Annotated in this window: 17 protein-coding genes and 1 pseudogene; 8 read left to right on the plus strand and 10 right to left on the minus strand. The window is 57.0% G+C overall.

The annotated features are described in order from the left end of the window. Positions 1-9: 9 nt before the first annotated feature. The 8 genes from HOP53_RS16330 to HOP53_RS16365 form a co-directional block, all read right to left on the minus strand. Positions 10-426, minus strand: a complete 417-nt coding sequence (locus tag HOP53_RS16330) for an acyl-CoA thioesterase (protein ID WP_234271004.1) — start codon at positions 424-426, stop codon at positions 10-12. Then, complete coding sequence (locus HOP53_RS16335) at positions 423-2,708, minus strand: bifunctional salicylyl-CoA 5-hydroxylase/oxidoreductase (protein ID WP_234271005.1); 2,286 nt, start codon at positions 2,706-2,708, stop codon at positions 423-425. Before HOP53_RS16335 ends, HOP53_RS16330 begins: the two co-directional genes overlap by 4 nt. Positions 2,709-2,815: 107 nt before the next feature. After that, a complete protein-coding gene (locus HOP53_RS16340; RefSeq protein WP_234271006.1) occupies positions 2,816-4,399 on the minus strand; it encodes an indolepyruvate oxidoreductase subunit beta family protein in 1,584 nt (527 codons plus the stop codon). Beyond that, complete coding sequence (locus HOP53_RS16345) at positions 4,392-6,548, minus strand: thiamine pyrophosphate-dependent enzyme (protein ID WP_234271007.1); 2,157 nt, start codon at positions 6,546-6,548, stop codon at positions 4,392-4,394. The genes HOP53_RS16340 and HOP53_RS16345 overlap by 8 nt, the downstream gene beginning before the upstream one ends. A gap of 57 nt (positions 6,549-6,605) precedes the next feature. After that, positions 6,606-7,922 (minus strand): TRAP transporter large permease, encoded by a 1,317-nt coding sequence (locus HOP53_RS16350; protein ID WP_086510893.1) that lies wholly within the window; start codon positions 7,920-7,922, stop codon positions 6,606-6,608. Between the two features lie 4 nt (positions 7,923-7,926). Next, positions 7,927-8,385 carry a TRAP transporter small permease gene (locus tag HOP53_RS16355; protein ID WP_086510894.1) on the minus strand — a complete coding sequence of 153 codons (459 nt, stop codon included), beginning with the start codon at positions 8,383-8,385 and terminating at the stop codon, positions 7,927-7,929. Between the two features lie 61 nt (positions 8,386-8,446). Continuing rightward, positions 8,447-9,424 carry a TRAP transporter substrate-binding protein DctP gene (gene dctP / locus HOP53_RS16360; RefSeq protein ID WP_234271008.1) on the minus strand — a complete coding sequence of 326 codons (978 nt, stop codon included), beginning with the start codon at positions 9,422-9,424 and terminating at the stop codon, positions 8,447-8,449. 53 nt (positions 9,425-9,477) lie between these two features. Continuing rightward, on the minus strand, positions 9,478-10,410 hold the full coding sequence (locus tag HOP53_RS16365; protein WP_234271009.1) for a cyclase family protein: 933 nt from the start codon (positions 10,408-10,410) through the stop codon (positions 9,478-9,480). A gap of 477 nt (positions 10,411-10,887) precedes the next feature. Between HOP53_RS16365 and HOP53_RS16370 the strand changes: the two genes are divergently transcribed. Further along, on the plus strand, positions 10,888-11,058 hold the full coding sequence (locus tag HOP53_RS16370; RefSeq protein WP_234271010.1) for a hypothetical protein: 171 nt from the start codon (positions 10,888-10,890) through the stop codon (positions 11,056-11,058). Positions 11,059-11,126: 68 nt separating this feature from the next. Here the strand turns inward: HOP53_RS16370 and HOP53_RS16375 are convergent, their stop codons facing one another. Together HOP53_RS16375 and HOP53_RS16380 are read right to left on the minus strand one after the other, a co-directional pair. Next, positions 11,127-11,531, minus strand: coding sequence for a hypothetical protein (locus tag HOP53_RS16375; RefSeq protein ID WP_234271011.1), 405 nt, complete (start codon positions 11,529-11,531; stop codon positions 11,127-11,129). Between the two features lie 81 nt (positions 11,532-11,612). Beyond that, a pseudogene (locus HOP53_RS16380) lies at positions 11,613-12,690 on the minus strand (IS3 family transposase). Positions 12,691-13,111: 421 nt separating this feature from the next. Between HOP53_RS16380 and HOP53_RS16385 the strand changes: the two are divergent. The 7 genes from HOP53_RS16385 to HOP53_RS16415 all read left to right on the plus strand — a co-directional run bounded on the left by HOP53_RS16385 (position 13,112) and on the right by HOP53_RS16415 (position 22,657). Further along, entirely contained in the window at positions 13,112-13,924 is an 813-nt protein-coding gene (locus tag HOP53_RS16385; protein ID WP_234271012.1) for a hypothetical protein, read from the plus strand. Positions 13,925-13,931: 7 nt separating this feature from the next. Next, positions 13,932-14,138 (plus strand): hypothetical protein, encoded by a 207-nt coding sequence (locus tag HOP53_RS16390; protein WP_234271013.1) that lies wholly within the window; start codon positions 13,932-13,934, stop codon positions 14,136-14,138. 63 nt (positions 14,139-14,201) lie between these two features. Further along, the gene (locus tag HOP53_RS16395; protein ID WP_234271014.1) at positions 14,202-14,684 is read left to right on the plus strand and encodes a hypothetical protein; all 483 of its coding nucleotides are present in this window, start codon (positions 14,202-14,204) and stop codon (positions 14,682-14,684) included. A gap of 375 nt (positions 14,685-15,059) precedes the next feature. Continuing rightward, positions 15,060-17,030 carry an anti-phage ZorAB system protein ZorA gene (zorA, locus tag HOP53_RS16400; RefSeq protein WP_234271015.1) on the plus strand — a complete coding sequence of 657 codons (1,971 nt, stop codon included), beginning with the start codon at positions 15,060-15,062 and terminating at the stop codon, positions 17,028-17,030. Beyond that, a complete protein-coding gene (locus HOP53_RS16405; RefSeq protein WP_234271016.1) occupies positions 17,030-17,794 on the plus strand; it encodes an OmpA/MotB family protein in 765 nt (254 codons plus the stop codon). The genes zorA and HOP53_RS16405 overlap by 1 nt, the downstream gene beginning before the upstream one ends. After that, positions 17,791-19,629, plus strand: coding sequence for an EH signature domain-containing protein (locus HOP53_RS16410; protein ID WP_234271017.1), 1,839 nt, complete (start codon positions 17,791-17,793; stop codon positions 19,627-19,629). The genes HOP53_RS16405 and HOP53_RS16410 overlap by 4 nt, the downstream gene beginning before the upstream one ends. Continuing rightward, positions 19,619-22,657 carry a DEAD/DEAH box helicase gene (locus tag HOP53_RS16415; protein ID WP_234271018.1) on the plus strand — a complete coding sequence of 1,013 codons (3,039 nt, stop codon included), beginning with the start codon at positions 19,619-19,621 and terminating at the stop codon, positions 22,655-22,657. The genes HOP53_RS16410 and HOP53_RS16415 overlap by 11 nt, the downstream gene beginning before the upstream one ends. The last annotated feature ends 90 nt before the right edge of the window (positions 22,658-22,747 follow it).

Consider the following 22,747-nt stretch of genomic DNA (forward strand, 5'->3'; position numbering starts at 1 on the left):
TATTTTCCTTCAGGTTTCGTCGGGTGAAATGAATTGACGGATTGGGTCGGGCCAGGGCAGCGGGCGTCCGGTTCGCAGGTCGATGAGCACCAGCGTTACCTGCGCCGTCAGGCGGCGCTGGTCTTGATGGGTGGCAATGATTTCCAACGTCAGGCTGGTTCGGCCGAGCGCCTGGGGGACCAGGCTGAAACAGAGGATCTCCCCCAGACGACTGGGTGCGTGGAACTGGGTCTGCAGCGATACCGTCGGCACGCCTCGTCCCGACGAGATCAGCTCGGCAAAGCTGCAATTCAATGCCTCGCTGAACCAGTCCTCAACGACGGCGTTGATCATCTCGAAATAGCGTGGATAGAAAACGATGCCTGCCGGGTCGCAGTGTTCGAAGCGTACTTTGCGTTGAGTTGTGAAATAGTGATTGTTACTCATGTCCATCCCTCGCCGCGCTCGGCCAGGCGCTGTAGCTGATCGCGCCCGGCCCGATAGGGGGCCGGCCACTCGCATTCGCCATCCTGGATGCCGGCGGCGGCATGCAGCGTCCAGTAGGGGTCGGCCAGGTGGGGGCGAGCCAGACACACCAGGTCGGCGCGACCGGCCATCAGGATCGAGTTGACGTGGTCGGCCTGGTAGATGTTGCCTACCGCCATGGTCGCCATGCCGGTCTCGTTGCGGATGCGATCCGAGAAGGGTGTCTGGAACATGCGTCCGTAAACCGGCCGCGCTCGGGTCGAGGTCTGCCCGGCGGAGACGTCGACGATATCCACCTCGGCGGCTTGGAGCAGGCGGGCGATCTCGACCGCCTCATCGGGGGTGACGCCCTCGTCGCCGACCCAGTCGTTGGCCGAGATGCGCACCGAGAGCGGCTTGTGCGCGGGCCACACCTGGCGCACTGCGCGGATCACCTCCAGCGGATAGCGCATGCGGTTCTCGAGCGAGCCGCCGTAGTCGTCGTCGCGGCGGTTGGTCAGCGGCGTGATGAAGGAGGAGAGCAGGTAGCCGTGGGCGGCATGCACCTCGAGCATGTCGAAGCCGGCACGCTCGGCCATCTGCGCGGCGGCGACGAACTCGTCGCGCACCCGCTCCATGTCGGCGCGATCCATGGCCCTGGGCACCTGATTGCGCGCCGACCAGGGCACGGCGGAAGCCGCCATGATCGGCCAGTTGCCTTCGGGCAGCGGCGCGTCCATCTCCTGCCAGCCGAGCTGGGTCGAGCCCTTGGGTCCGGAGTGGCCGATCTGGGCGCACAGCTTGGCCGGCGTCTCGGCGTGGACGAAGTCGCACAACCGCTGCCATGCCGCCTCGTGTTCGGGGGCGTAGAAGCCGGGGCAGCCGGGGGTGATACGGCCCTCCGGCGAGACACAGGTCATCTCGGTGTAGACCAGCCCGGCGCCGCCCTTGGCGCGCTCGGCGTAGTGCACGAAGTGCCAGTCGCTGGGGCAACCGTCCACTGCCTTGTACTGGGCCATGGGCGAAACCACTACCCGGTTGATCAGCTGCATGTCGCGTAGCCGGTAGGGGGCGAACATCGGCGCCCGCGCGCTGCCCTCATTGCCGGCCTGGGCCTGGAACCAGCGCTCGGCGCTCTCGAGCCAGGCCGGGTCGCGCAGGCGCAGGTTCTCGTGACTGATGCGCTGGGAGCGGGTCAGCAGCGAGTAGTTGAACTGCACCGGGTCGAGGTCCAGGTAACGCTCCACCTGCTCGAACCACTCGGTGGAGTTGCGCGCCGCCGACTGCAGGCGCAGCACCTCGGTGCGGCGTTCCTCCTCGTAGCGGGCGAAGGCGCTGGCCATGTCGGGCTCGCTGTGCAGGTAGTCGGCCAACGCGATGGCGCTCTCCAGCGCCAGCTTGGTGCCCGAACCGATGGAGAAGTGGGCGGTGGCCGCGGCGTCGCCCATCAGCACCACGTTGTCGAAGCTCCAACGCGCGCACAGCACCCGGGGGAAGTTGATCCACGCCGAGCCGCGAATGTGGTTGGCATTGCTCATCAGCGCGTGGCCGTCGAGGTGCCTGGCGAAGATGCGCTCGCATACCGCGATCGACGCCTGCTGGCTCATCTCGCCGAAGCCGAAGGCGCGCCAGGTGGCTTCGCTGCACTCGACGATGAAGGTCGCGGTATCGGCGTCGAACTGGTAGGCGTGAGCCCACACCCAGCCGTGCTCGGTCTTCTCGAAGATGAAGGTGAAGGCGTCGTTGAAGGTCTGACGGGTGCCGAGCCAGACGAACTTGCAGGCACGCACGTCGATGTCGGGCTGGAAGTGCTCGGCATAGCGCTGACGGGTACGTGAATTGAGGCCGTCGGCGGCCAGTACCAGGTCGAACTCGCGGCGCAGCTCGTCGATGCGCTCGTCCGGCACGTCGCTCTCGAAGCGCAGCTCGATACCGAGCTCCCGGGCGCGCTCCTGCAGCAGGAGCAGCAGCTGGCGGCGGCCGATACCGCAGAAGCCGTGACCGGTGGAGACGGTCTTGACGCCGTCATGGATCACGGCGATGTCGTCCCAGTAGGCGAAGTGTTCGCGGATGCGCGCCGCGCTCACGGCATCGTTGGCGGCCAGATTGTCCAGCGTCTCGTCGGAGAGCACCACGCCCCAGCCGAAGGTGTCGTCGGGGCGGTTGCGCTCGATCACCACGACCTGGTGTGCCGGGTCGCGGCGCTTCATGCTGATGGCGAAGTAGAGGCCGGCGGGGCCACCGCCCAGGCAGGCGATTCTCATGATTGCTCTCCGTTTTCTTAAGCCTGAAATATTTAAGCTTGAAGCACCTGCGCGCATTTCAGGCACTCATACCACCCATGCGTGGAGCTGGAATCTTCAAGGCGCAGCTAGAGCTGCTTGATGGTGATCCGCGCCGGATCCTCCTCGCTTTGCCCTGGCTTTGTCGGCTGCCATTCGCCAACCCTTTGCTTGAGGGTTTCCCCCTTTTCGTCGGCGAGGGAGGCACTGCGCAACTGGCGCAGGCGTGTTGCGGCGTCGGACGCGTCACCGTGGTGCTCAAAGGCCTGCATCACGGTGTCGAAATTCTTCAGGCCGCGGAGGTGGGTGTCGCCATAGCCCTTGATCAGTCCTTGGGCCTTGATCACCTCCGTAGCGACCTCGGGGGAGATGGCAAGCGCGCGGTCGACAGCTGACAGCCAGGCATCGATGCGCTCACGCTCCTCACGGTAGCGCAGAGTCTTGCGCCGCCAACGGCGCAGGCTCGCCACGCTCATCAGCAGCAGAAAGCCTCTCAGCTTCTGCGGGCTGATGCGACGCCCACGCTCCGTCAGCTTCGCCAGCGGACGGCGCACCCAGCCGGTACGCAGCACCCAGCGCCCGAGGCCCGGCGGCAGGGTATCGCAGATCTCCTCGACCCGCGGATGCATAAACTCGGCGGTATAGACGATCTGGTCCGGATCAGCCTTGACCTCGCTGCGCACCCGATCCGCGCGGTCGCGACGGATCTTCAGGTCGGCGACGCGAATGGTGTCCTCGTAGCTCAGCCACAGGGCGAGGTGGCGAGCCAGCTCTCGCAGCAGGTTGTGATCGCAGGCTTCTTGCTGAAGCAATGGCAGGCGCTGCTGCAGCAGAGCGAGATACTCGCTGGCGTAGGCGGCATCCTGATAGTCGATCAGGCGCAGTGCGCCCTGGTGGATCACCTCGCGTGCCGGCTCGGGAAAGCAGGCATCGATCTCGGCCTTCAAGGCGACGAGCTCGGATGCCTCTGGTCGGGGCGCTGCCTCGCCAGGCCGGGGGGAGGTGGTGTCTGGCTGAGCGTGTGGCGCTCTGCCTTGAGCCTGGCGATAGCTTTCTTCGAAAGCGCGCAGGCTGGCCGTGACGCCTATGCCGCCGTCGCGTATCGCTTGTTCGAACGCTTCACGCGGGAAGGGCAGCGTCTGGCTGCCGGCCAAGGCACCGAGCAGCACGGCGCTGATCACGCTCCCCTGTCGCCTCGCCGTGGCTTCCATGTCGAACTCGATGAAACGCAGGGCATTCTGCCGTAACTGTTCACGCACCGGTTCTGGGTCGAGGATGCCGTCGCCCATGGCGCTCTTCTCGGTGATGCCGTAGACCCGATGGCTCGAGGCAATCACCGTGGTGCGGTCCGGGGTGACGAGCCCGCGCTCCAGCGCGCGGCCCGCTTCCATGAACTCGGCGGCCAGCACGATATCGACGTCGCCGGGCGAGGGCATCAGGGCCAGTACCGGGGCCTGGCCGGCACGCTGGGCCTCGTCTTCGGGAAACAGCTCCAGGTAATAGATGGTGGCTCCGGTTCGCTGGGCGACGCCGGGCACCGATGTGGCCTGAGCCAGGTAGCCATTGCTCTCGGCCAGGTGGATGATCCAGTCGGAGAGCACGCCGCCGCCCTGGCCGCCCATGGCCATGATCGCCAGTGTGATCGGTCGTGTGGCGATATTCACGTCAGGCATGAGGTTCTCCCGTGAGATGCGCGGAGGGGGGCAACTGGGCCAGGCGCTTTTCGCGCCATGCCTGCAGGCGCTGGATGAGGCCCTGGCGCCAACGATGCAGCAGACGGTCCCAGCGATTGGGATGGCTGATCACATCGGCGCGATAGAAGGAGGGGCAGAGCACGGCAGCGTGGGCCGCCTCGCCGCACAGGCCGCAGCCGACGCAGGTATTGTCCACCTGGGCCACGGGGTGCTCGCGCAGCGGGTCGGGGTTGGGGCGGATCGACAGCGACGGGCAGCCGGAAATGCGGATGCAGGCGTGGTCCCCGGTACAGGTATCGCTGTCGACGCCAAAGCGCTGGCGCACGGTACGCTTGCCCTCCTTGAGGGCCTGACGCACCTTGGGCTTTTCGCGTCGCTGCTTGTTCAGCATGCACTCCGACTGGGCGATGATCACTTTGGGGCCCTTCTCCCGGGTGGTCAGTGCCTCGGTCAAGGTGTTCTTCATGCGCTGCACGTCATAGGTATGATCGACGACCCGCACCCACTTGACCCCCACGCCCTTCACTGCCTGCTCGATGGGAATGTTGGTGTGGCGAAGGGGGTTCTTGGCCCGCGAGGAGGGCAGGTCCTGCCCGCCGGTGGCCGCCGAGTAGTAGTTGTCGACGATCAGCAGCACGTCGTCATCGCCGTTATAGACGGCATTGGCGACGCCATTGGTCAGGCCGTTGTGCCAGAAACCGCCGTCGCCCATCACGCTGATGGCGCGGCCCCCCTTGGAGCCATGGAAGGCCGATGCCGCCGAAGCGCCCAGGCCATAGCCCATGGTGGTATTGCCTATGTTAAAGGGCGGCAGGATGGAGAACAGGTGGCAGCCGATGTCGCAGCTGACATGGCGTGGCCCCAGTTCCCGCTCGACGAGCTTCATGGCGGTAAAGATCGGCCGCTCCGGGCAGCCGGTGCAGAACCCTGGCGGGCGAGGCGGTAGGGCCGGCGGCGGAATGTCGAGAGTAGGCTGTGCCTCCGGCGCAGGCAGCAGGTCCGGCGCGGCGGCGGACAGGAAGTCGCGCAGGCCTCTCAGCATCACCTGGCCGTTGTATTCGCCGGCCTTGGGCAGCACGTCCTTGCCATGGATACGCGTGGTGATGTCGGCGCGACGCAGGATGCTGGCCAGGGCCTGTTCCAGGTAGTCGGGCTGACCCTCTTCGATCATCAACACGGCACGCTTGTCGGCGCAGAAGGCTTCCAGTTCGTCGTCGACCAGCGGGTAGGTGACGTTGAGCACGTACAGCGGGATTCGGCTGTTGCCGAAGGTGTCGGCCAGGCCGAGGCGCTCGAGTCCGCGAATGACCGAATTGTAGAGCCCGCCCTGCAGGATCAGGCCGATCTCGTCATGCGCGCCGGGGAAGGTCTCGTTGAGCCCGTGCTGCTTGATGTAGTGCACCGCTGCCGGCCAGCGTGTGGTGACCTTCTCGTGCTCGTGCTGAAAGCTCGCCGGCGGTAGGACGATGCGGCTGGTATCTCGTACCGGGTTGGCCAGGGCGTCATCGATGGTGAAGTCGGGCGAGCGGTTGGCCTGGGTCTGGAAGCGTCCGTGGACATGGCACGCCCGGATGCGCAGTTCCAGCATCACCGGGGTGTTGCTGGCCTCCGAGAGGGCGAAGCCGTGCTCCACCGCCTTGACGATGGAGGGCAGGTTGGGGCGCGGGTCGAGCAGCCAGATCTGGCTCTTCATGGCGAATGCATGGGTGCGCTCCTGCATGATACTCGATCCGTCGCCGTAGTCTTCACCGACGATGATCAGCGCGCCGCCGGTCACGCCGCCCGAGGCCAGGTTGGCCAGGGCATCGGACGCGACGTTGGTGCCTACGGTGGATTTCCACGCCACGGCGCCGCGCAGCGGGTAGTTGACCGAAGCGGCCAGCATGGCCGCGGCGGCCGCTTCGCTGGCGTTGTTCTCAAAGTGGACGCCCAGTTCCTCGAGGATCGGCTGGGCATCCGCCAGTACGTCCATGAGGTGGGAGATCGGCGCACCCTGATAGCCGCCAACGTAGGCGACTCCCGACTGCAGCAGCGCCTTGGTGACGGCGAGGATGCCTTCGCCCTGGAAGGTTTCCCCCTCCCCAAGGCGCAGCTTCTTGACCTCCTCGACAAACGTTCTTTCAGCCATCTTGTTCTCCTCGCCGCTCGGGCATGCCGCCCTTGCCGTGAGTGGTGTTGTTTGGTTTCAGCGCATCAGGTTGGGCAGGCCGGTGGCAAGCCACGGCACGGCGACCACCAGGGCCAGCACCAGTAGCTGCAGCAGCAGGAAGGGCAGCGCGGCCTGATAGACCTGGGTCAGCCGGATGCCGGGAGGCGCCACACCCTGCATCACGATCAATAGCAGCCCGAAAGGTGGCGTTAGAAAGCTGATCTCCATGGCCACCAGGAACAGCACGCCGATCCAGATCGGGTCGATGCCCAGGCTCGATACCAGCGGCATGAAGAACGGCAGGGTGATCATGATCATGCTGATCTGGTCGGCGAAGCAGCCCAGCACCAGCAGCACAAGGAGCATGCCGAGCACGATCATCAGCGGTGTCAGATCCCAGGCGGTGATCACTTGTAGCAGGCCGCGCGTAGCACCCGAGAAGGAGAGCAACTGGGAGAAGGTGGTCGAGGCAACAAGCACGAACAGGATCATGACCGAGACCTTGGCCGTCTCCATCAGGGCCGTGACCAGGGCTTGCCGAGTCAGGCAGCGATAGCACATCGCGGCGACCGTGGCGGCAACGGCGCCGAATGCAGCCGATTCCGTGGGCTCGGCCCAGCCGGCCAGCAGGCTGCCCACTACGGCCACGAAGATACCGCTCAGCGGCAGTACGTAGACACAGAACGGCTGCCAGCGCTCCCAGGTAGTGAGGCTGGGATTGCCCTCGTCTGCCGGGGCGAGCTCAGGGTTGCGTGCGCAGCGGATCATCACATACAGCAACACCGAGATACCCATCAGGATGCCCGGGATGATGCCGCCGATGAGCAGTTGGCCGATGGAGATGCCGGCCAGGCTGCCGAGGGTGACGGCAAGTGCCGAAGGGGGAATCAGCATGGCGATGCCGCCCACTGCCATGATCGGGCCCATGGCAATGGAGGGGTGGTAGCCGCGCTTGAGCATATCGGGTAGCAGGGAGCTGCCCATCATGGCCGTATTGGCGATGCTCGATCCGGAGAGCGTGGCGAAAGCCGTGCCGCCGAGGACCGAGACGATGCTCAGGCGGCCGGGCACGCCCTTGATCAGGCGCTCGATAGCGGTGATCGCCTTGTAGGCAAGGCCCGTATGAAACAGGACTTCGCCCATGAGCACGAATAGCGGTATGGGAATCAGGGAAAAGCTGGTGATGGCCTCGGCGCTGTTGCGCGCCATCTGCATGATGCCCATCTCGCCGCCCATGAAGACATACGCGCCGACGAGATTGATCGCAATAAAGGCAAACACCACCGGGAGGCCCAGCGCCATGAGCAGGATGAGCCCACCCACCAGCAACAGCAGAGCAGAATGCCATTCCATGCCGTCAACCCTCTCGCGTCAGGATGAGGCGCCACAGGCGGCGCAGGAACTCGAGGGTCAACAGGCCGAAGCATAGGCTCGGCAGTACGAAGTTCCACCACTCGGGAAACACGAACGACTTGTAAACCATAGTGCCCCGACTGAGGTAGTCGGAGCCGGTTGACAGCAGGAAGTAGCCGAAGCAAAGGCTGATCGAGGCGCCGAGCAGGTTGATGGCCATTTCGAGCCATCTGCGCGGTGCTTTCGGCAGGGCCTGCTGCAACAGGTCGACCCGCACGTGGGCGCCGTGATAGAGCACCCAAGGGGCGGCCAGAAAGGTCGCGGCAGCGATGGCATATTCGCTGCCCTCCACCGTGCCGTAGATCGAGCCGAAACCCAGGTTTCGGCTCATCACGTTGAGCACGATCACCACTGAGACGACACCGATGATGAGACCTGCGGCAAGGCCGCAGGCTTGCATCATGTAGTGATATGTCTTCTGTAACGGCGAGCGTGCCACTTTCTCGTTATTGACGAGTGCCGTGTCATTCACTGTCCAGAATCTCTCTCAGTCGCTCGGTGTTCTCGGCGTGCTCCTGCGCCAGGCGTTGCCATTGAACTTCATAGGCCATTTCGAGGAAGCGCTCGCGATCCTCGCCCTCGAACTCGATCACTTCGATACCGGCCTCGGCCTGACGACGCTCCTCCTCAGCATTGATCTCCTCGTTGAGCCCATTGAGCTCTTCCAGCCAGATGGCCTTCTCGGTGAGGTAATCACGCTGCTCATCGGTGAGGTTGTCCCAGGTGTTCTGGTTGACCAGAACGCCGACTTCCACGTGATAGAAGCCAGGGTCGACGCGGTAACTCGTATGCTCCTGCCAGCCGAGATCGAAGATGCCCTGAACCGGCCAGCCGTAACCGTCTACGATGCCGCGCTCCAGTGCGGTATAGACCTCGCCTGGCGGCGTCTGGGCCGCTTCGCCGCCCAGGGCCTCGACGAAGGCGCGGTACACCGGCGTGATGCGCAGGCGTAGGCCGTTGAGATCGGGGCTCTCGATGGGCTCGTTAAGGTACAGGTGGTAGCGGTTGCCGTAGTTGGTATAGGCCAGGTAGTGGACGTTCATCTGCTCGCGCCACATCTCCTGCAACTGCTCGAATCGGCCCGTTTCGCGGAGCTCCTCGGGTGAGTAGCGCGTCAGGTTCAGCGCATGGGCCGCCGGCAGGGAGCTGGTGTAGAACGCCGAGGTGACGAACGCCATGTCGACCACGCCGTTGCTCACCGCATTGCCTACCTGGAAGGGCGGCATGGCATCAGGGCCGCCGATGAAGTTGATCTCAACCGGGGCGTCCGGATCGTTCGCGATCTCTTCGAGGAACATTTCGAAGGTGTGTGGTATCGCCGTGCCGGGATTGAAGGAGCTGACGGTTCTCAGTGTCACCGTGTCGGCGGCGGCTTGCGTCACCAGGCTTAGGGAGACCAGGGCGGCGCCAATGGTGGTGGTCCAGCGAAGCTTGTCGTTCATGTCGTAACTCCCTTGTTTTTGTCGTGATCGGTTATTGATTGCAGGGGCGAGTCTCACCGGCTAGCAGGGGTGCCGATGGCCACGGGCCTGACCGGTGCCTGTGCTGCTCCCTGAGTCAGGGTGGGAAGGATCATGGTGCAAGAGGTCCAGACCTTGTCAGCGGCCAACTCCGCGAGCCGCGCATTTTGGATTTGATAGATACCCGATTGCGTCAGATTATGGTGATGGATGGCGAAAGGCAGGCCGTCCGGTACCCCGTCGGGAATCGCCTCGCCCGTCAACATTCCTTCCGGGGCGGGGTCGGTGAAGGGGTTGTCCAGGGCGACCAGCACGATGGCCTGCTCTTCCAGCCATGCCATGGTGTCGTAGGCCAGGCCAGGACCCTGGGTGTAGTAGCGAGAGTCTTCGCCGTCCCAGTGCTCACCCCAGCCGGTGTGGATGTAGAGCACGTCGCCGGGCAGCAGGCCGCGCCAGGCAAGCCCCTGGGCTTCGATCATGGCCTCGATGTCGTTACGGCTGATCAGGTCGCCAGCGGCCAGCGGCTCGCCGTGGTTGAAATATGCCGCGGCATCCAGCAGCACAGCGGAGGAGACGATCGGTGGCAGGTTTTCGAGGCCGAGCCTTGCGAGCGGGGCATCCGGGCCAGGCTTGACTTCGTCCTGGGTGAAGCCGCCGTAGTACTGCAGCGCTTCGGCAGGGAACTCCCCCTCACCGCTCCAGGGCTCGGGCAGGTAGGCGAAATGGCCGAGGCCGTCGAGCTGGGTGCCCTGGCCGCCGATATTGCCGCTGGTCGACTCGGTGTTAAAGCCGTGGCGAGTACCAGGAATGCCGCTGGAGGGATCGAAGCGGTAGCTCTCCGGCTCAGCAAACGGTGACTGTGGCATCGCTCCAGTGCGTGGATACGAGAGCTCGTAGGACCTTGCCTCGGGCTGCATCAGGTGGAAGGCACAGCGCTGCCAGGTGCCGTTGCCCTGCGTGTTGCCCATGCCGGCTTCGTCCGCATCCGGCCAAGGGGGGAGCGGTACCTGAGGAACGCTCTCCAGGTGGGCTCGATGGTCGTCAGGTGTCGCTGCTAGGGTGACCGAGCAGCTCAGGACTGCTAGGCCTACTGCTGCTGGCAGCAGTATCCCGCGGGATGTCATTGTCATTGTTGCCTTTTTTGTTGTTCGTAATGGTTCATGGCGTCTCCCCCCTCAAGAGGAGACGTGCTGTTCTTACCAGCACCTTCCTGATTCAGCCTAGAAACAATGGCCATATATTTCAAGCTTGAAATTTCAAGCTTGAATACATTGCCTGCTAACTAATTTAGGACCATGACCAACAGCGTTCCCAGGGGGGTTGGAATGGGGCATGCTGGAGAGGCGTAGATAGCCCCCACCGGCATTGGTCAGTTCATATGCCATCAGTCGGTGGGCTAGTGGTATCGGTATTCACCTGGTCGAGAGCGATAGAGGAGGAGGGCAGTGGCCACTATCGATATTGAGCACATCATGAGCGAGCTTGACGATCACGCGCAGACTTTGCGGGCGCTGAGCGAGCGGTTGTCGAGCTCCGACCCCGAGGCAGCGCATGCCACAGAGGTGGTCGCCCAGGAGCTATGGGAACTGCGAAAGGAGTTGGGCGATGAGCGGTAGGCCCTGCGGGAATGGATCTGATCGGCCGGATAGCATGGGTTAAGTTGATGACCCCGAACCTTCCATGGTTAGAGCCTAACCCGGCCTTCATCATTGATGACCGCTGGACGCTCCATGTTCACGTGCAGCCACGTCTCGCGTAGTGCACCGATGTCGCCGGCAGCGATGACTTCCAGGGCAGAGCGGCCATCGAAGCCTTCGTTGTAATTGGGCATCGCCATGAAGCCATAAAGGTTGTCAGGATTGTCAAACAGTACTCGTAGCGCCGCATGAATATTCAGTACGTAGCTGATGCGAGCAAGCTGATCCTCATCCAGAATGATCTGCCATTCTGGATTTTGTTGCTTTGCCTGGGCATAGGTATCGGGAGAGACGCGTAAGATCGCTGTGCCCTGTTCAACGGTGGCACCCCACTTTTCCAAGATCGTTACGGCTACCTGTATACCCGTGGTGGCCTTGTTCTTGATACCCATTGTTCCCCCTTACCCTTTGTCGTCATCGAAGCTGACCTTCTCCCTGGTTTAGGTCCGTCATCAATGTGAGGAACCGCTCCGTCAGGCACATTGCTGGGCATAGGCCACGGGTGGCAAATAGCCCAGCGAGCTGTGCGGTCTGACATGGTTGTAGTGGGTTCTCCATCGACTGATTTCGTGTCGTGCATCCGCCAGGCTCAGGAATCAGTGCTGGTTGAGGCCGCTGTCTCGGAACTTGCCGTTGAAGCTCTCGATGAAGGCGTTCTGCGTCGGCTTGCCCGGCTGGATGAACGCCAGTGTTACCTTCCGCTCACGTGACCAGAAGAACATTGCCTTACTGGTCAGCTCCGGCCCGTTATCGCAAACAATCGAGGCTGGCAGTGAGCGCTGCTGCGCGATCTCGTCGAGGAACCGGGCCAGCCGACGTCCTGAAATGGACGTGTCCGTCAGTTGCCCGACACACTCGCGGCTAAAGTCGTCCACGATGTTCAGCACGCGAAACCGACGCCCCGAGGCCAACTGATCCGACACGAAGTCCATCGATCAGCGCTGGCTGGGGCGGGCCGGCAGTGGCATCGGTGTCCTTTGCCGAATCAGCCGCTTGCGCCGCCGGCTCCGAACTTGAAGGCCATGCTCACAATACAGCCGGTAGGTACGCTTGCGATTGATCACCAAACCCTCCTGGCGCAACAAGGCATGCAGCAGCAAGTAGCCATAGCGGGGATAGCAGGTCGCCAAGGCTTGTAGGCGGGCCGAAGCGGCGCATCGTCACGCGGCATCGCCTGGTACCGGGCTACCGACCTTGCCAGGCCCAGCAATCGGCAGGCACCTCGCTGGCTGAGCCAGCCGCCTGTCACCAGGTGCTTCACCGCGTGCCGCTTCGCTTCGGGCGTCACCGATTTCCCAAAACGATCTCCTTGAGGGCAGCATTATCGAGAGCGTTTTCCGCCAGCAGCTTCTTGAGCCGGGCGTTCTCGGGCTCCAGCTCGCGCAGGCGCTTGGCCTCCGAGACTTCCATGCCGCTGTACATGGCCTTCCAGCGCTAAATGGTCTGCTCGGTCACGCCGTTCTGTCGAGCCAGCTCGGCGATCGAGACGCCGCGCTCGTTGGCCTTGAGTATGCTGATGATCTGCTCTTCGGTATGTCGGTTACGCTTCATCGCGAGATCTCCTGCTATCAGGGTAAACGTAGCGGAAATCTCACATCGACGGTGGACCGGTTTCTGGGGGAAAGGTCAGAGCGCCTCAGGTCTGGCCGGCAACACAGCGCTCGAAAGTCTATAGCGACACAAATTGTCGCACGACCTCCCTAAGCTGGTTCTCAAGACCAGCGGATACTACTGGGGTTTAGACGACGCTGGGGTGATCTCGGGAGTCGCAGCGCTTCGGTGTGATGACGCATCTGTCTAGTACTAAGGGATGGTGTCGTAGGCTATGGAGGAAAACGGCACGAGTGTTAAGCTAAGTAAAAATGGGTCACAACCCTGACAATAACGAATTAAAACGTACGTATGGGATGTCGGGTCGCTTGCCAGCATGGCCACCTCATCCTCGATAGCGCTCTGGCTCAGGAGAGGTGGTATGCAGGCGCAGTACGCCCCCGGTGCGCGGGTGGTCATAAGCGATTCCGAATGGATTATTCACCGGGCCGGCCCCATCAAAGTGGGACTGGCCGAGGTCGCGCTGTGGCTCAAATCACTCACCGGCGGCCATAGCATGCCCTGTTTCTGCTACCAGCTCTTTAGCGGCAACAGCCTGATCGGGGCCCGAATGGAAGGGGAGATCTACCACTGCCTGCTCCCCGACCCCGGCATAGTCGTTTACAGCGATAAGGGGGCCGGGCAGTTACGCCCAGTGACGTTCAGATCGATCAAGAAGTGGAATAAGGCCTTCTGTGCCCCACTGGGCAACAACGAGCCCCGCCCCCTGAAGACACTCCGTGATGCCGTGGATCGCCTGTGGCGCGAACACATTGGGATGCTCGCCCAGGACCGGTGTCAACTCACCCAGGACACCCACGCCCTGTGGGGCCAAGGGGAGGTCGAGGAGCGACATACTAGAATACAGGCTAAGGACTACATCCGCGCTCGGGGCATCTTCAATAACAGCGCCCGCAGCGCTGCGCCCTACCGGCGCCTCAAGCTCCTGCTGGACTGCTGGTACGCGCTCTGGCAATGGCCCCTGAAGCAGGTCGATGCGCTGCCCGACCGCCAGAAAAAGCTATTCGATCTCAATACCGTGCAAGAAAGCGTGGTCCACAAGACCTATCAAGCCCCCAACGGCCCCTGGGAATCCACAGTGGAGTCCCAAACATCATTCTTCCGCGCGGATCGGGAGGAGGACTATTGGGTAGCGAGGGGGGATTTTTTGAACAACTTTACCAGAAAAAGGTGACTTAAAAATGGCAGTCCCGATTGTTTTGCCATTGCTTGTGACGGCTGGAAGATCAGTAGCTTTGCTTTTACGCAGGTGGCAAGGTGTATTAGCACTCACCGGTTTGATTTTTGCTACAGGCTTTTCATTAAATGGAATGATTGATCAGATGGGAAAAACTGCTGTGAGCTTGTGGCCTCTGTTGGCATTGGGATGTTTTTTTTTTCTTAGCTAAAGAATTTTTACGCGCATGGCTAAAGGTGAAAGGCGCTCAGAGAAAATTTGAAGAGGGTGAGAGATGAGCTTAGATGTTACTAAGCGATCAGGGTTTGTCTTGCGCCTTTTTTCATTGGCGGCGTTTTCTTGTATGGTTCTATTTGCTGGGATCGTGGTGATTCAGAACGAGGAGTTAGGAAAGCTTATCCCTCCAAGCACAGCCAGGACGCTGTCAATATTGTTTGCCTATATAGTGGCTATGACTACCTTCAATTATGCATTGGCAGCAAAAGGTAGGAATTTCATGGGTTGGAAGAGTGAGATTTTTATCATGTCTGGGTTTGCTGTCACTTTTGTGGGTATGTTCTTGCCTCATGCCTTTCCTTCTTCTCAAGTGGTAGTGACGGAAAGTTGGATCCCTTTTTCATCTAAAGAAAACACATTCTTAAAACCCAGCTGGTTTTATGCGCCAATTTCATTTATTGCTTTACCGCTTTTTTACAAGTCCTGGAGAGAAATTAGAGATATGCCTCTATGGCAGTCAAGTAAGAAGTATAAGGGGTGATGATTTGTTGGTAATTAATTTTAATACTATAAGGATGCGCTAACTCGGCTAGTACGCCAAGCACCTTACCTGCTGTCAGACCTTACACCAGTTGGTACGGCAGGTCACTGCATGAAGGGGGGCTCGCAAGGATGAAGAATACTCAATCCTCAGTACTAATATGGATTTCCCGCAGCTGGCATGCTAGAGGCATAGATACAAGGGCATGGATGAGTCAGGGCGGTTCGAGAAGGGTGTCAGCAATCCGATACTGCGCATCAATGTTGGGTGGTTTTTCATTAAAGTTATCGGGTAGTGTAAATTATGATTGAGTCAGTTTCGCATCTTCTTCCCAATTTTAATGCCATGAATATATCCCGGTATCAGGAGCTTGTGGTGAGCGACTGGTTCTGGTTGGGTATGATGGCGATCATGATTATCGCTGTCTTGTCACTTTTTCACTATTACATGAAGTATCGTAAAAGTGTCAGGTTAGTTGAAAGCTTGATAAAAGGGCAGACGCGAGAAGAGCTGGCCTGGAAGCGGCAGGAAATCCTGAAAAAGGCGCAAAAATCAGGCGTCAATGCTGGAAAGCTGTGGGAAGAATTTGACGAAAGCCTGGTTTATTCTCCTGATAAGGATAAGCTCTACAATACTTTGGATGCTGACCATTTCTTCAACGGAAGAACACTAGCCTACGGCTTGACGTCAAGCCGGTTGCTGGCAGCAACACCAACTTTTCTTACTGCGATTGGTGTTCTGGGTACTTTTGTTGGCTTAACAATTGGCTTGAGGGGACTCCAGGTCGATGCTGATGATGTCGATACCCTCAGGGTGGGTATCGCGAGCATGATAAATGGAGCCGCTATTGCCTTTTTGACATCAGTATGGGGCATTGGGCTGAGCCTGCTACTTAATGTTATCGAAAAGCTTGTGGAAAGAAGTGCTCTGAGGCGTATCAACAATCTCCAGCATACTATTGACTTTCTCTATCAAAGAATGCCAGCTGAGCACTCCCTTATCCATATTGCTGAGTCCAGTCAGGCAAGCAAGGAGGCACTTCAGGAACTTCACGAGCGTATTGGAGACAGGCTTCAGGAAACCGTTTCGGGGATGAGCGAGGCCATGCAGCAGGCTATTTCAGACTCGCTTAACAATGTCATGGCTCCGGCCATACAGGCCCTGGTTGATAACGCAAGCAATCAATCAAATGAGGTCCTTGAAAAGCTTGTTTCGAATTTCATGGAGGGTATGAAGACGGCAGGGAGTGAACAAACCAAGGCACTTGGAACTGCTGCTGAAGAGGTGAATCAGGCAGTAAGCTCAATGAGTACAAGGATGGACGAACTCTTCACGAAGCTAACTGAGCAGCAACAGAAAAGCGGTGAGCATGTAGAAACCACATCTCGCGAGCTATCCAAGCACCTTGACAGGCAACGCGAGACAGCCGTGGAGCAGCAGTCTGCGCTGGCGGAGAAGTTTGAATCCTTCATGGAACGCATGACAGAGTCGATGGATACACAGTTCCATCAGGCATCTGAGCTGAATGAGCAACGGAAGCGAACACATGAAGAAAGTCTACAGAAGATATCTGAAGGCCAGGCTGCGGCGCTTGCACGCCAGGTTGCCTTTGCAGAGGAACGGGATCAGGTGCGCGCAGCTCGGTTTGAGGAGCAGCAAAAGGCAATCGAAAAACGGTTCGGTGATCTGGTAGAAAAGCTTGTCAATGAACAACAAGAGTTGATGCGACAGGTTGGTGAGGCATCCAGAAGTGCCAACCAGCACTTGACAAGCATATCATCCCAATACGAAAAGCTCTCTACTTCGCTAAGTGAGGTGGCGAGTTCTGCCGAACGTAGTAGTCAGAACATGGCAAATAGTTCTACCCAGCTAGGAACCTTGTCGGCCAATCTTCACAAGGCCACAGTGCTTCTTGATGAAAGAGTCAGTTCCGTCACGGAAAGTTTGGAGAAAGTGTCAACCAAGAATAGTGAAGTGCTAACCGGTATCTCCGAGCACGCGCGGACGCTTGCGAGCATGCAGGAGACGATCAGCGACGCTGCGCGTCAGCTTGATTCTGCTGCTAAATTTGCTAATGAAGGTTTCAGCGAGCTTGGGAACCGTAATGAAGAATTTATCAGTAAGTTGCGTGATGAATTTACGCAGCTGGGTGATTCACTGAGTGAGCAGGTAGAAAACATTGAGAAGCAAGCTGAAGCGTGGCTTAAGGCATATAGCCAGGAGGTTCGCGAGCAAGTTTCGGAGAGAATGGAAGCCTGGAATACCAACACGCTATCGTTTGCCGATCAGATGAAGAGGACCGTCACAGCAATAAGTGGTGTTGTGGATGACCTGGAGCGTCGCTAATGAGTTTTTATAGGCGTGGAAAGCCCCAGGTAGACGAAGAGAATCCATATTGGATGTCTTTTTCAGATATCATGTCGGTGCTGCTAATAATTTTCATTCTGGCGTCAGTCGTGCTTATTGTGCAGCTAATGGAGATCAGGGAGCAGTTGGAGGAGCAGCAGCAAGAGTTTACTGAAGAAATTCAAATGCTGCGACAAGCTGAAGAAGTGAGAAGAACGATATTGCATGAAGCAGCCGAGGAGCTGCAGCGTAGGGGAATACGTGTTTCGGTCAGCGAGAACGACACAGTACTGAGTATACCGAATGATATTCTCGGCTTTGAGACAGCTGAATTTGATCTTGGACCCCAGTATCAGGACACAGCGACTCAAATTGGAAATGTTCTTGCGGACGTAATACTTCAAGGTGACCGGGTGGAATATTTAGATACCATTTTTGTTGAAGGTCATACCGACAATCGACCGTATCAGGGAATGATGGGCAAGGGGAACTGGGGGCTTTCGGCTTTCCGTGCCATTTCCCTGTGGCAGCACTGGTTAGAGGTTCTACCAGAGGGGCGGCGGCTGGATAGCTTGATAAATCAGGACGGGCAGCCGATATTTTCTGTCAGTGGGTATGCTGAAACACGGCCTGTTACAGAATTCCAAGACACCGAAGCAGAGCTCAGAGCTAACCGGCGAATTGATATAAGGTTTACCATCCGTCGTCCCACGGTGGAAGATTATCGGGCAGTTCAAGATGCATTTGTAGGTGATACACAGTGATATTGCCCCCTCTCGAGCTTGTCAAAATAAGCTGGAATTCTTTGTCTCTTGAACCATGGGTCGAGCTTACTGAATCGACAAGAAAGGTTCAGGCAGATGTAGGCCGGGGCGATGCCTACCTCAAGGCTGAAGAGAAGCTGCTAGATGTGATAAGGAGTCGAAACTTTGGGGTGTTACCGGCTCTGCTCCAGAAAAGGGTAGCCGTTCGGGCCCTGACCCAACTGTGGCTTGATGACCCAGACGTGCTAAAGAGGCTGATGAGCCCCAAGCTACTTGAAATCATTGTTGACGCTCAACAACCCAGGCTAGGCAGGGTGCCGCTTCTCAATATGATCCAGCTCTACTTTAATGAGTTTGATAATCTGGATCGTATTTCTGGGGAAAATGATAGCGCCTTGAGAGAGGCCTTTGAGAGTATGCTTGTTCATCAGATAGAAAAAGTAAAGATCCCTGATGAGGAGTTGGTTGCTGACGATCTTGTCTCAATCGTCCAGCAACAGGGAAACTGGATTCTAAAGATTGACGGGCCGGCACAGCTTGTCAAGTTTTCCATTAAAAATGATATAACGCTGGAGGAGGCATTATATAAGTTTGGCTTGAAGGGGTTTGATAGCGGTCGATATGCTGATGTCTGTCGTGCTCATTACTATATAGAAACACTTCACGAGATAGATGAGCAAGAGTGGTCTCCTATCTTCGATGAGCTGTTGCACCACGATGTCTCCAAGGCTCCATATGGTAGTCAAGGAAAAAGAGTAGGCCATGCTGCGCTAGAGGTGCTGATTGACCGTGCCACGGAGGCTAGTGAAGCCTGGCAGGATTTCATGCTGAGCTTAGCCGGCGACCCTCGTGTCTCAAGCAGGGTCAAGAGCTATCGGGAGTGGTGGGCACCCCTTGGTGAGCAAAGGGTAGAAAAGGTGCGGGGTTGGTTTTCCAAGCAGGACCTACGCCTCTTTCTTCAGGCGCTTGAGCAATATGGTGAAGCTACAGACAACACTGAGCTGAAGAGGATGTTCCCTGCCCGAAAAACCTTCTTGGAAGGGCTTTTTCGTCTCAAGTTGATCAAGAGTACCAGGCTGATGCTTGGAAGCAAGGCCGAGTATTCAGTCAGAAACATTTTAAAGAATGAGTTGAAGGTAAATTACATAAAGTTAGATGGGCAGCTTTCCGACAAAGCAATTATCTATCTGGACTGTGGGGATTTCCACTTGATTGAAGGCTCGCATAGCTTCAAGCTTTGGGTATATCTGGCTCCGCCAAGCCGTAAGTATGTGGGCTATGAAGTGACGAGCCTGTCCCACTTTGATTTAACAAATATGGTGCCTGCTTCTTACAAGAAAGACTACCCTAGTCTCGAGTATACAGCCGTTGTTCATAGTCCTTCGGCTTGGCAGAATAAAGTGTTTAATTTTTTGGCGGAAAATGGAATCAGCTTGGATGTAGAGTCCCTCCTAAGCAGAGAGGATTACAGAAGGTATGTTGCTCGGTTTGGGCTTCCTGTAGTGATGCCGGCAAAAAGGTATGTAGCACGGTCATCTCGTGAAGCTTCCAGTGATGATGGTGCTGATCAAAAAGAAAACCATTTAAACGTCGGTCGCTCTAATAGTGTGCTTTCACCGTTGGCTATTCAGATATTGCTCTATCTTCATAGGCGCCCTGATAGCAAGGCAAGGGATATTTCCAGGCATTTGGGTCTTCCTTTAAAAGCTATCAACCATGTACTTCATTCGGACTTGCAAGGGTACTGCATACAAGCCTCCAACTTCAACTGGATCAACTCGGGCGAAGGCGAGAGGGTGCTGAAAAATAGCGGGGTGATGGGTGATGAAAAATAGGCTTACTGAAATCATCAAGAGGATTCTTCCTGATGCTGATGGCCGTCAAGGCGGTCCAGAAGACTTTGAGGTTAGGTTTGATTCCGATGGTGTCAAGCTATACCTTGAAAAATCGGAGTTTGACAGATTCCTTTCCGGTGAAGGCGCGCCCAACGTTAACCTGCAGGGCGTTGTGCTACGTATGCTTGAAGAGCAGGGGTTGGCCTCGCGTTTTCCTAATGGCTTCAGCCTCGAGGCGAGTGTGGCTGCCTCTCTTGATAATGAACAGGCAGAAATTCTGGGACTACCACCTCGTTTTTCTGGTGAGTTCAAGGTTTCCATTAATGGGCACTCGAACAGCAAGTCTTTCTCTGTAAAGATATTTCCAGAGCATGGTGGTGGTCAGGTGCGTTGCAGTATAAAAGGCGCGTTGATGGAAATAGGGTCTGCTAATCGCTTTCTTCTGGATCAGCCACAGCTGCAAGCCTTTCAGGCTGTGGAGAGGCACTCACAGCTCCCCGAAGCATTGAAGACAAGCAGTGAGAACCTTTTGCTTCTGGCAACGTTGCAACTGTCAAAGCGCAGTGGCATGAATATTGATCTTAGCCACTTTGAAAGAATCAATGTGGAAACCGCCGAAGATGTCGGTGTTATTGCAAAGCAGTTGCCCGATGGCAGTCTGGAGCTTTTCCCCAGTGTAGGTGATGGTTATGGGCTTGATGAGATAGAGGGGCGATTAGGACAGCTGGATCTGGATGATCGTGGTGGCGTAATTAGAATAAAAAATAATATTATAATACTTGACGAGAAGAAAATGAGTGCTGTCAAGGAGGTCATGAATAATCGGCGAATTCCCGCAGATAGTGTTGCCGATTTTATAAAATCTCCCTCTGCCTTTCTTGATGCTTCCCTTGTTAATCTGGACCTCGGCTTCTCCGTTCGTGTGCTTGGTATAGGAAAGATAAAGCACATGGACTTTGGAGGTTTGGGTCAAGGTGATAGCGACTGGTTCGGTGTCGAAAGCTCGGCTTCACCACCTGAAATCATAAACAAATTAGTTAAAAGCCATGAGGAGCTTGCTGAACTTCAGGATAAAATTGATTCGGCTTACTCGCAGGGAGCACAGACAGTTGTTTTTCAGGGAGAGAGCATCGATATATCCGACTCGGGTAATGTGCAGAGTATTCTTGCAAATATAGTTAGTTCACTTGAGAAGCCAGAAGGGACAATAGCTGCTACTGAAGAATCTGCCGAGAAAAGTGATACCCAGGTTGGTGTCATTGTAAAAGATGCTGATGATATAGGCGAGGAATTATTAGCCAAGATCAATAGCCACAACCTGCAGATTCAGCCTGACTGGGAGGCTTATGCCAGACAACCCTTCCCCCATCAGGCGGAGGGTGTGAACTGGATGCTGCGGCTGGTTGAGTTAAGCGCTCTTGACGATAGTGAAAACTTTGAGCGCATTCAAGGCGGACTTCTAGCCGATGACATGGGCCTGGGTAAGACATACATGTCACTTGTCGCCATCAATGAGTATCTTTCTCATAGGAAACATACTGGACTTACAGAAAAACCCATCCTGATCGTTGCCCCTCTTAGCCTGTTGGAGAATTGGGAGCAGGAGGTTTCGCTGACTTACAAGAGCATTCCTTTCAAGGATGTCAAGGTCTTGCAGGCTGGAAGAGACCTGGCCGAATTCAAGAAAAAGGGAGAGAAGCGAGAATCTGTACAGGCGTCTGGCCTTCTGGACGATGAGGGGCAGATGGATAAGGACAAGATTCGCTTTGCACTCCATGTGGGCCCCGACGCAGGCTTGAAGAGGCTGGATATAAATAGACGCTTGGTTATTACCACCTATCAAACACTTCGAGACTATCAGCTCTCTCTCTGTCTCGTTGACTGGGGTATGGTGATATTTGACGAGGCACAAAACCTGAAAAATCCTAATACTTTGCAGACCCATGCGGCAAAAGGCCTCAATAGCGACATCAAGATATTGGCGACTGGCACGCCTGTGGAAAACTCCCTCGGTGATTTCTGGTGCCTTATGGATACCGCTCAGCCTGGACTTCTGGGCGACTGGGTGTATTTCAGAGACCGCTGGGTAACTCCGATACTTCGGGCCAGTGAAGATGAGAGGAATTCTGTTCGTGAGTCTGTTGGGCAGGATTTACGCAGAGCTGCTGGTTCGTTCATGCTGCGTCGTATCAAGGAAGATCAGCTAAAAGCCCTGCCTCCGAAGAGCATTCTTAGTGGTGTTCCCACTGCCACCCATGGCGCCTCCTATAACCCAAAGCTGTCTTCCTCCATGAATGGTTACCAGCTCTTGGCTTATAATGAGGCGATTGAAATGTATCGAAAGCGTCGAGCTGAAGAAGAAGATGTTCGTGGCTTTGCTCTGTCGACGCTTCAGAACCTGAGGGCGATATCTCTTCATCCGCGTGCTAATGAGCCTCTGAAGTCTCTTGTTTCTGATCCTGACTCATATCGAAAGATTATGCTGGAATCGGCAAAAATGAGTGTGATGCTGGATATTCTTGATGAAATTAAAGCCGCGCGTGAGAAAGTTATAGTATTCATTCTTTCAAAAAATGTACAACGCTTCATGAAGGTCTGGCTCGATAGAATTTATGGGCTTGACGTTAATGTCATCAATGGAGATACATCTGCGGTAGAAAAGAAAAGTGATAGTCTGACAAGGAAGGGGCTGATAGAGCAATTCGAATCCGTTGAAGGATTTAATATCATCATCATGTCGCCTGTCGCTGCGGGAGTTGGCCTGACAGTCGTGGGTGCTAACCACGTCATTCATCTGGAGCGTCACTGGAACCCGGCCAAGGAGGCACAGGCTACTGACAGGGTTTACCGTATCGGGCAGAAGAGGGCTGTCTCTATTCATATACCAACTGCCTTGCACCCTGAATTTGATTCATTTGACGTCCATCTCGACAGGCTGCTTAGTGGTAAACTACTCTTGAAGGATGCAGTTGTCACTACAGACGTGGTCAGTGAGAGTGAGGTGATGAAATCGCTGGGCCTTGATTAGGCATATTGAGGTTATCGCACCGTGTAGGACTAGCGAGTCGTCCGAAGGCTCGACGCTAGTGCTGATCTCATATTATACTACTTTTTTGAA

The organism is Billgrantia ethanolica, from assembly GCF_021404305.1.
GTDB classification, from domain to species: Bacteria; Pseudomonadota; Gammaproteobacteria; order Pseudomonadales; family Halomonadaceae; genus Halomonas; species Halomonas ethanolica.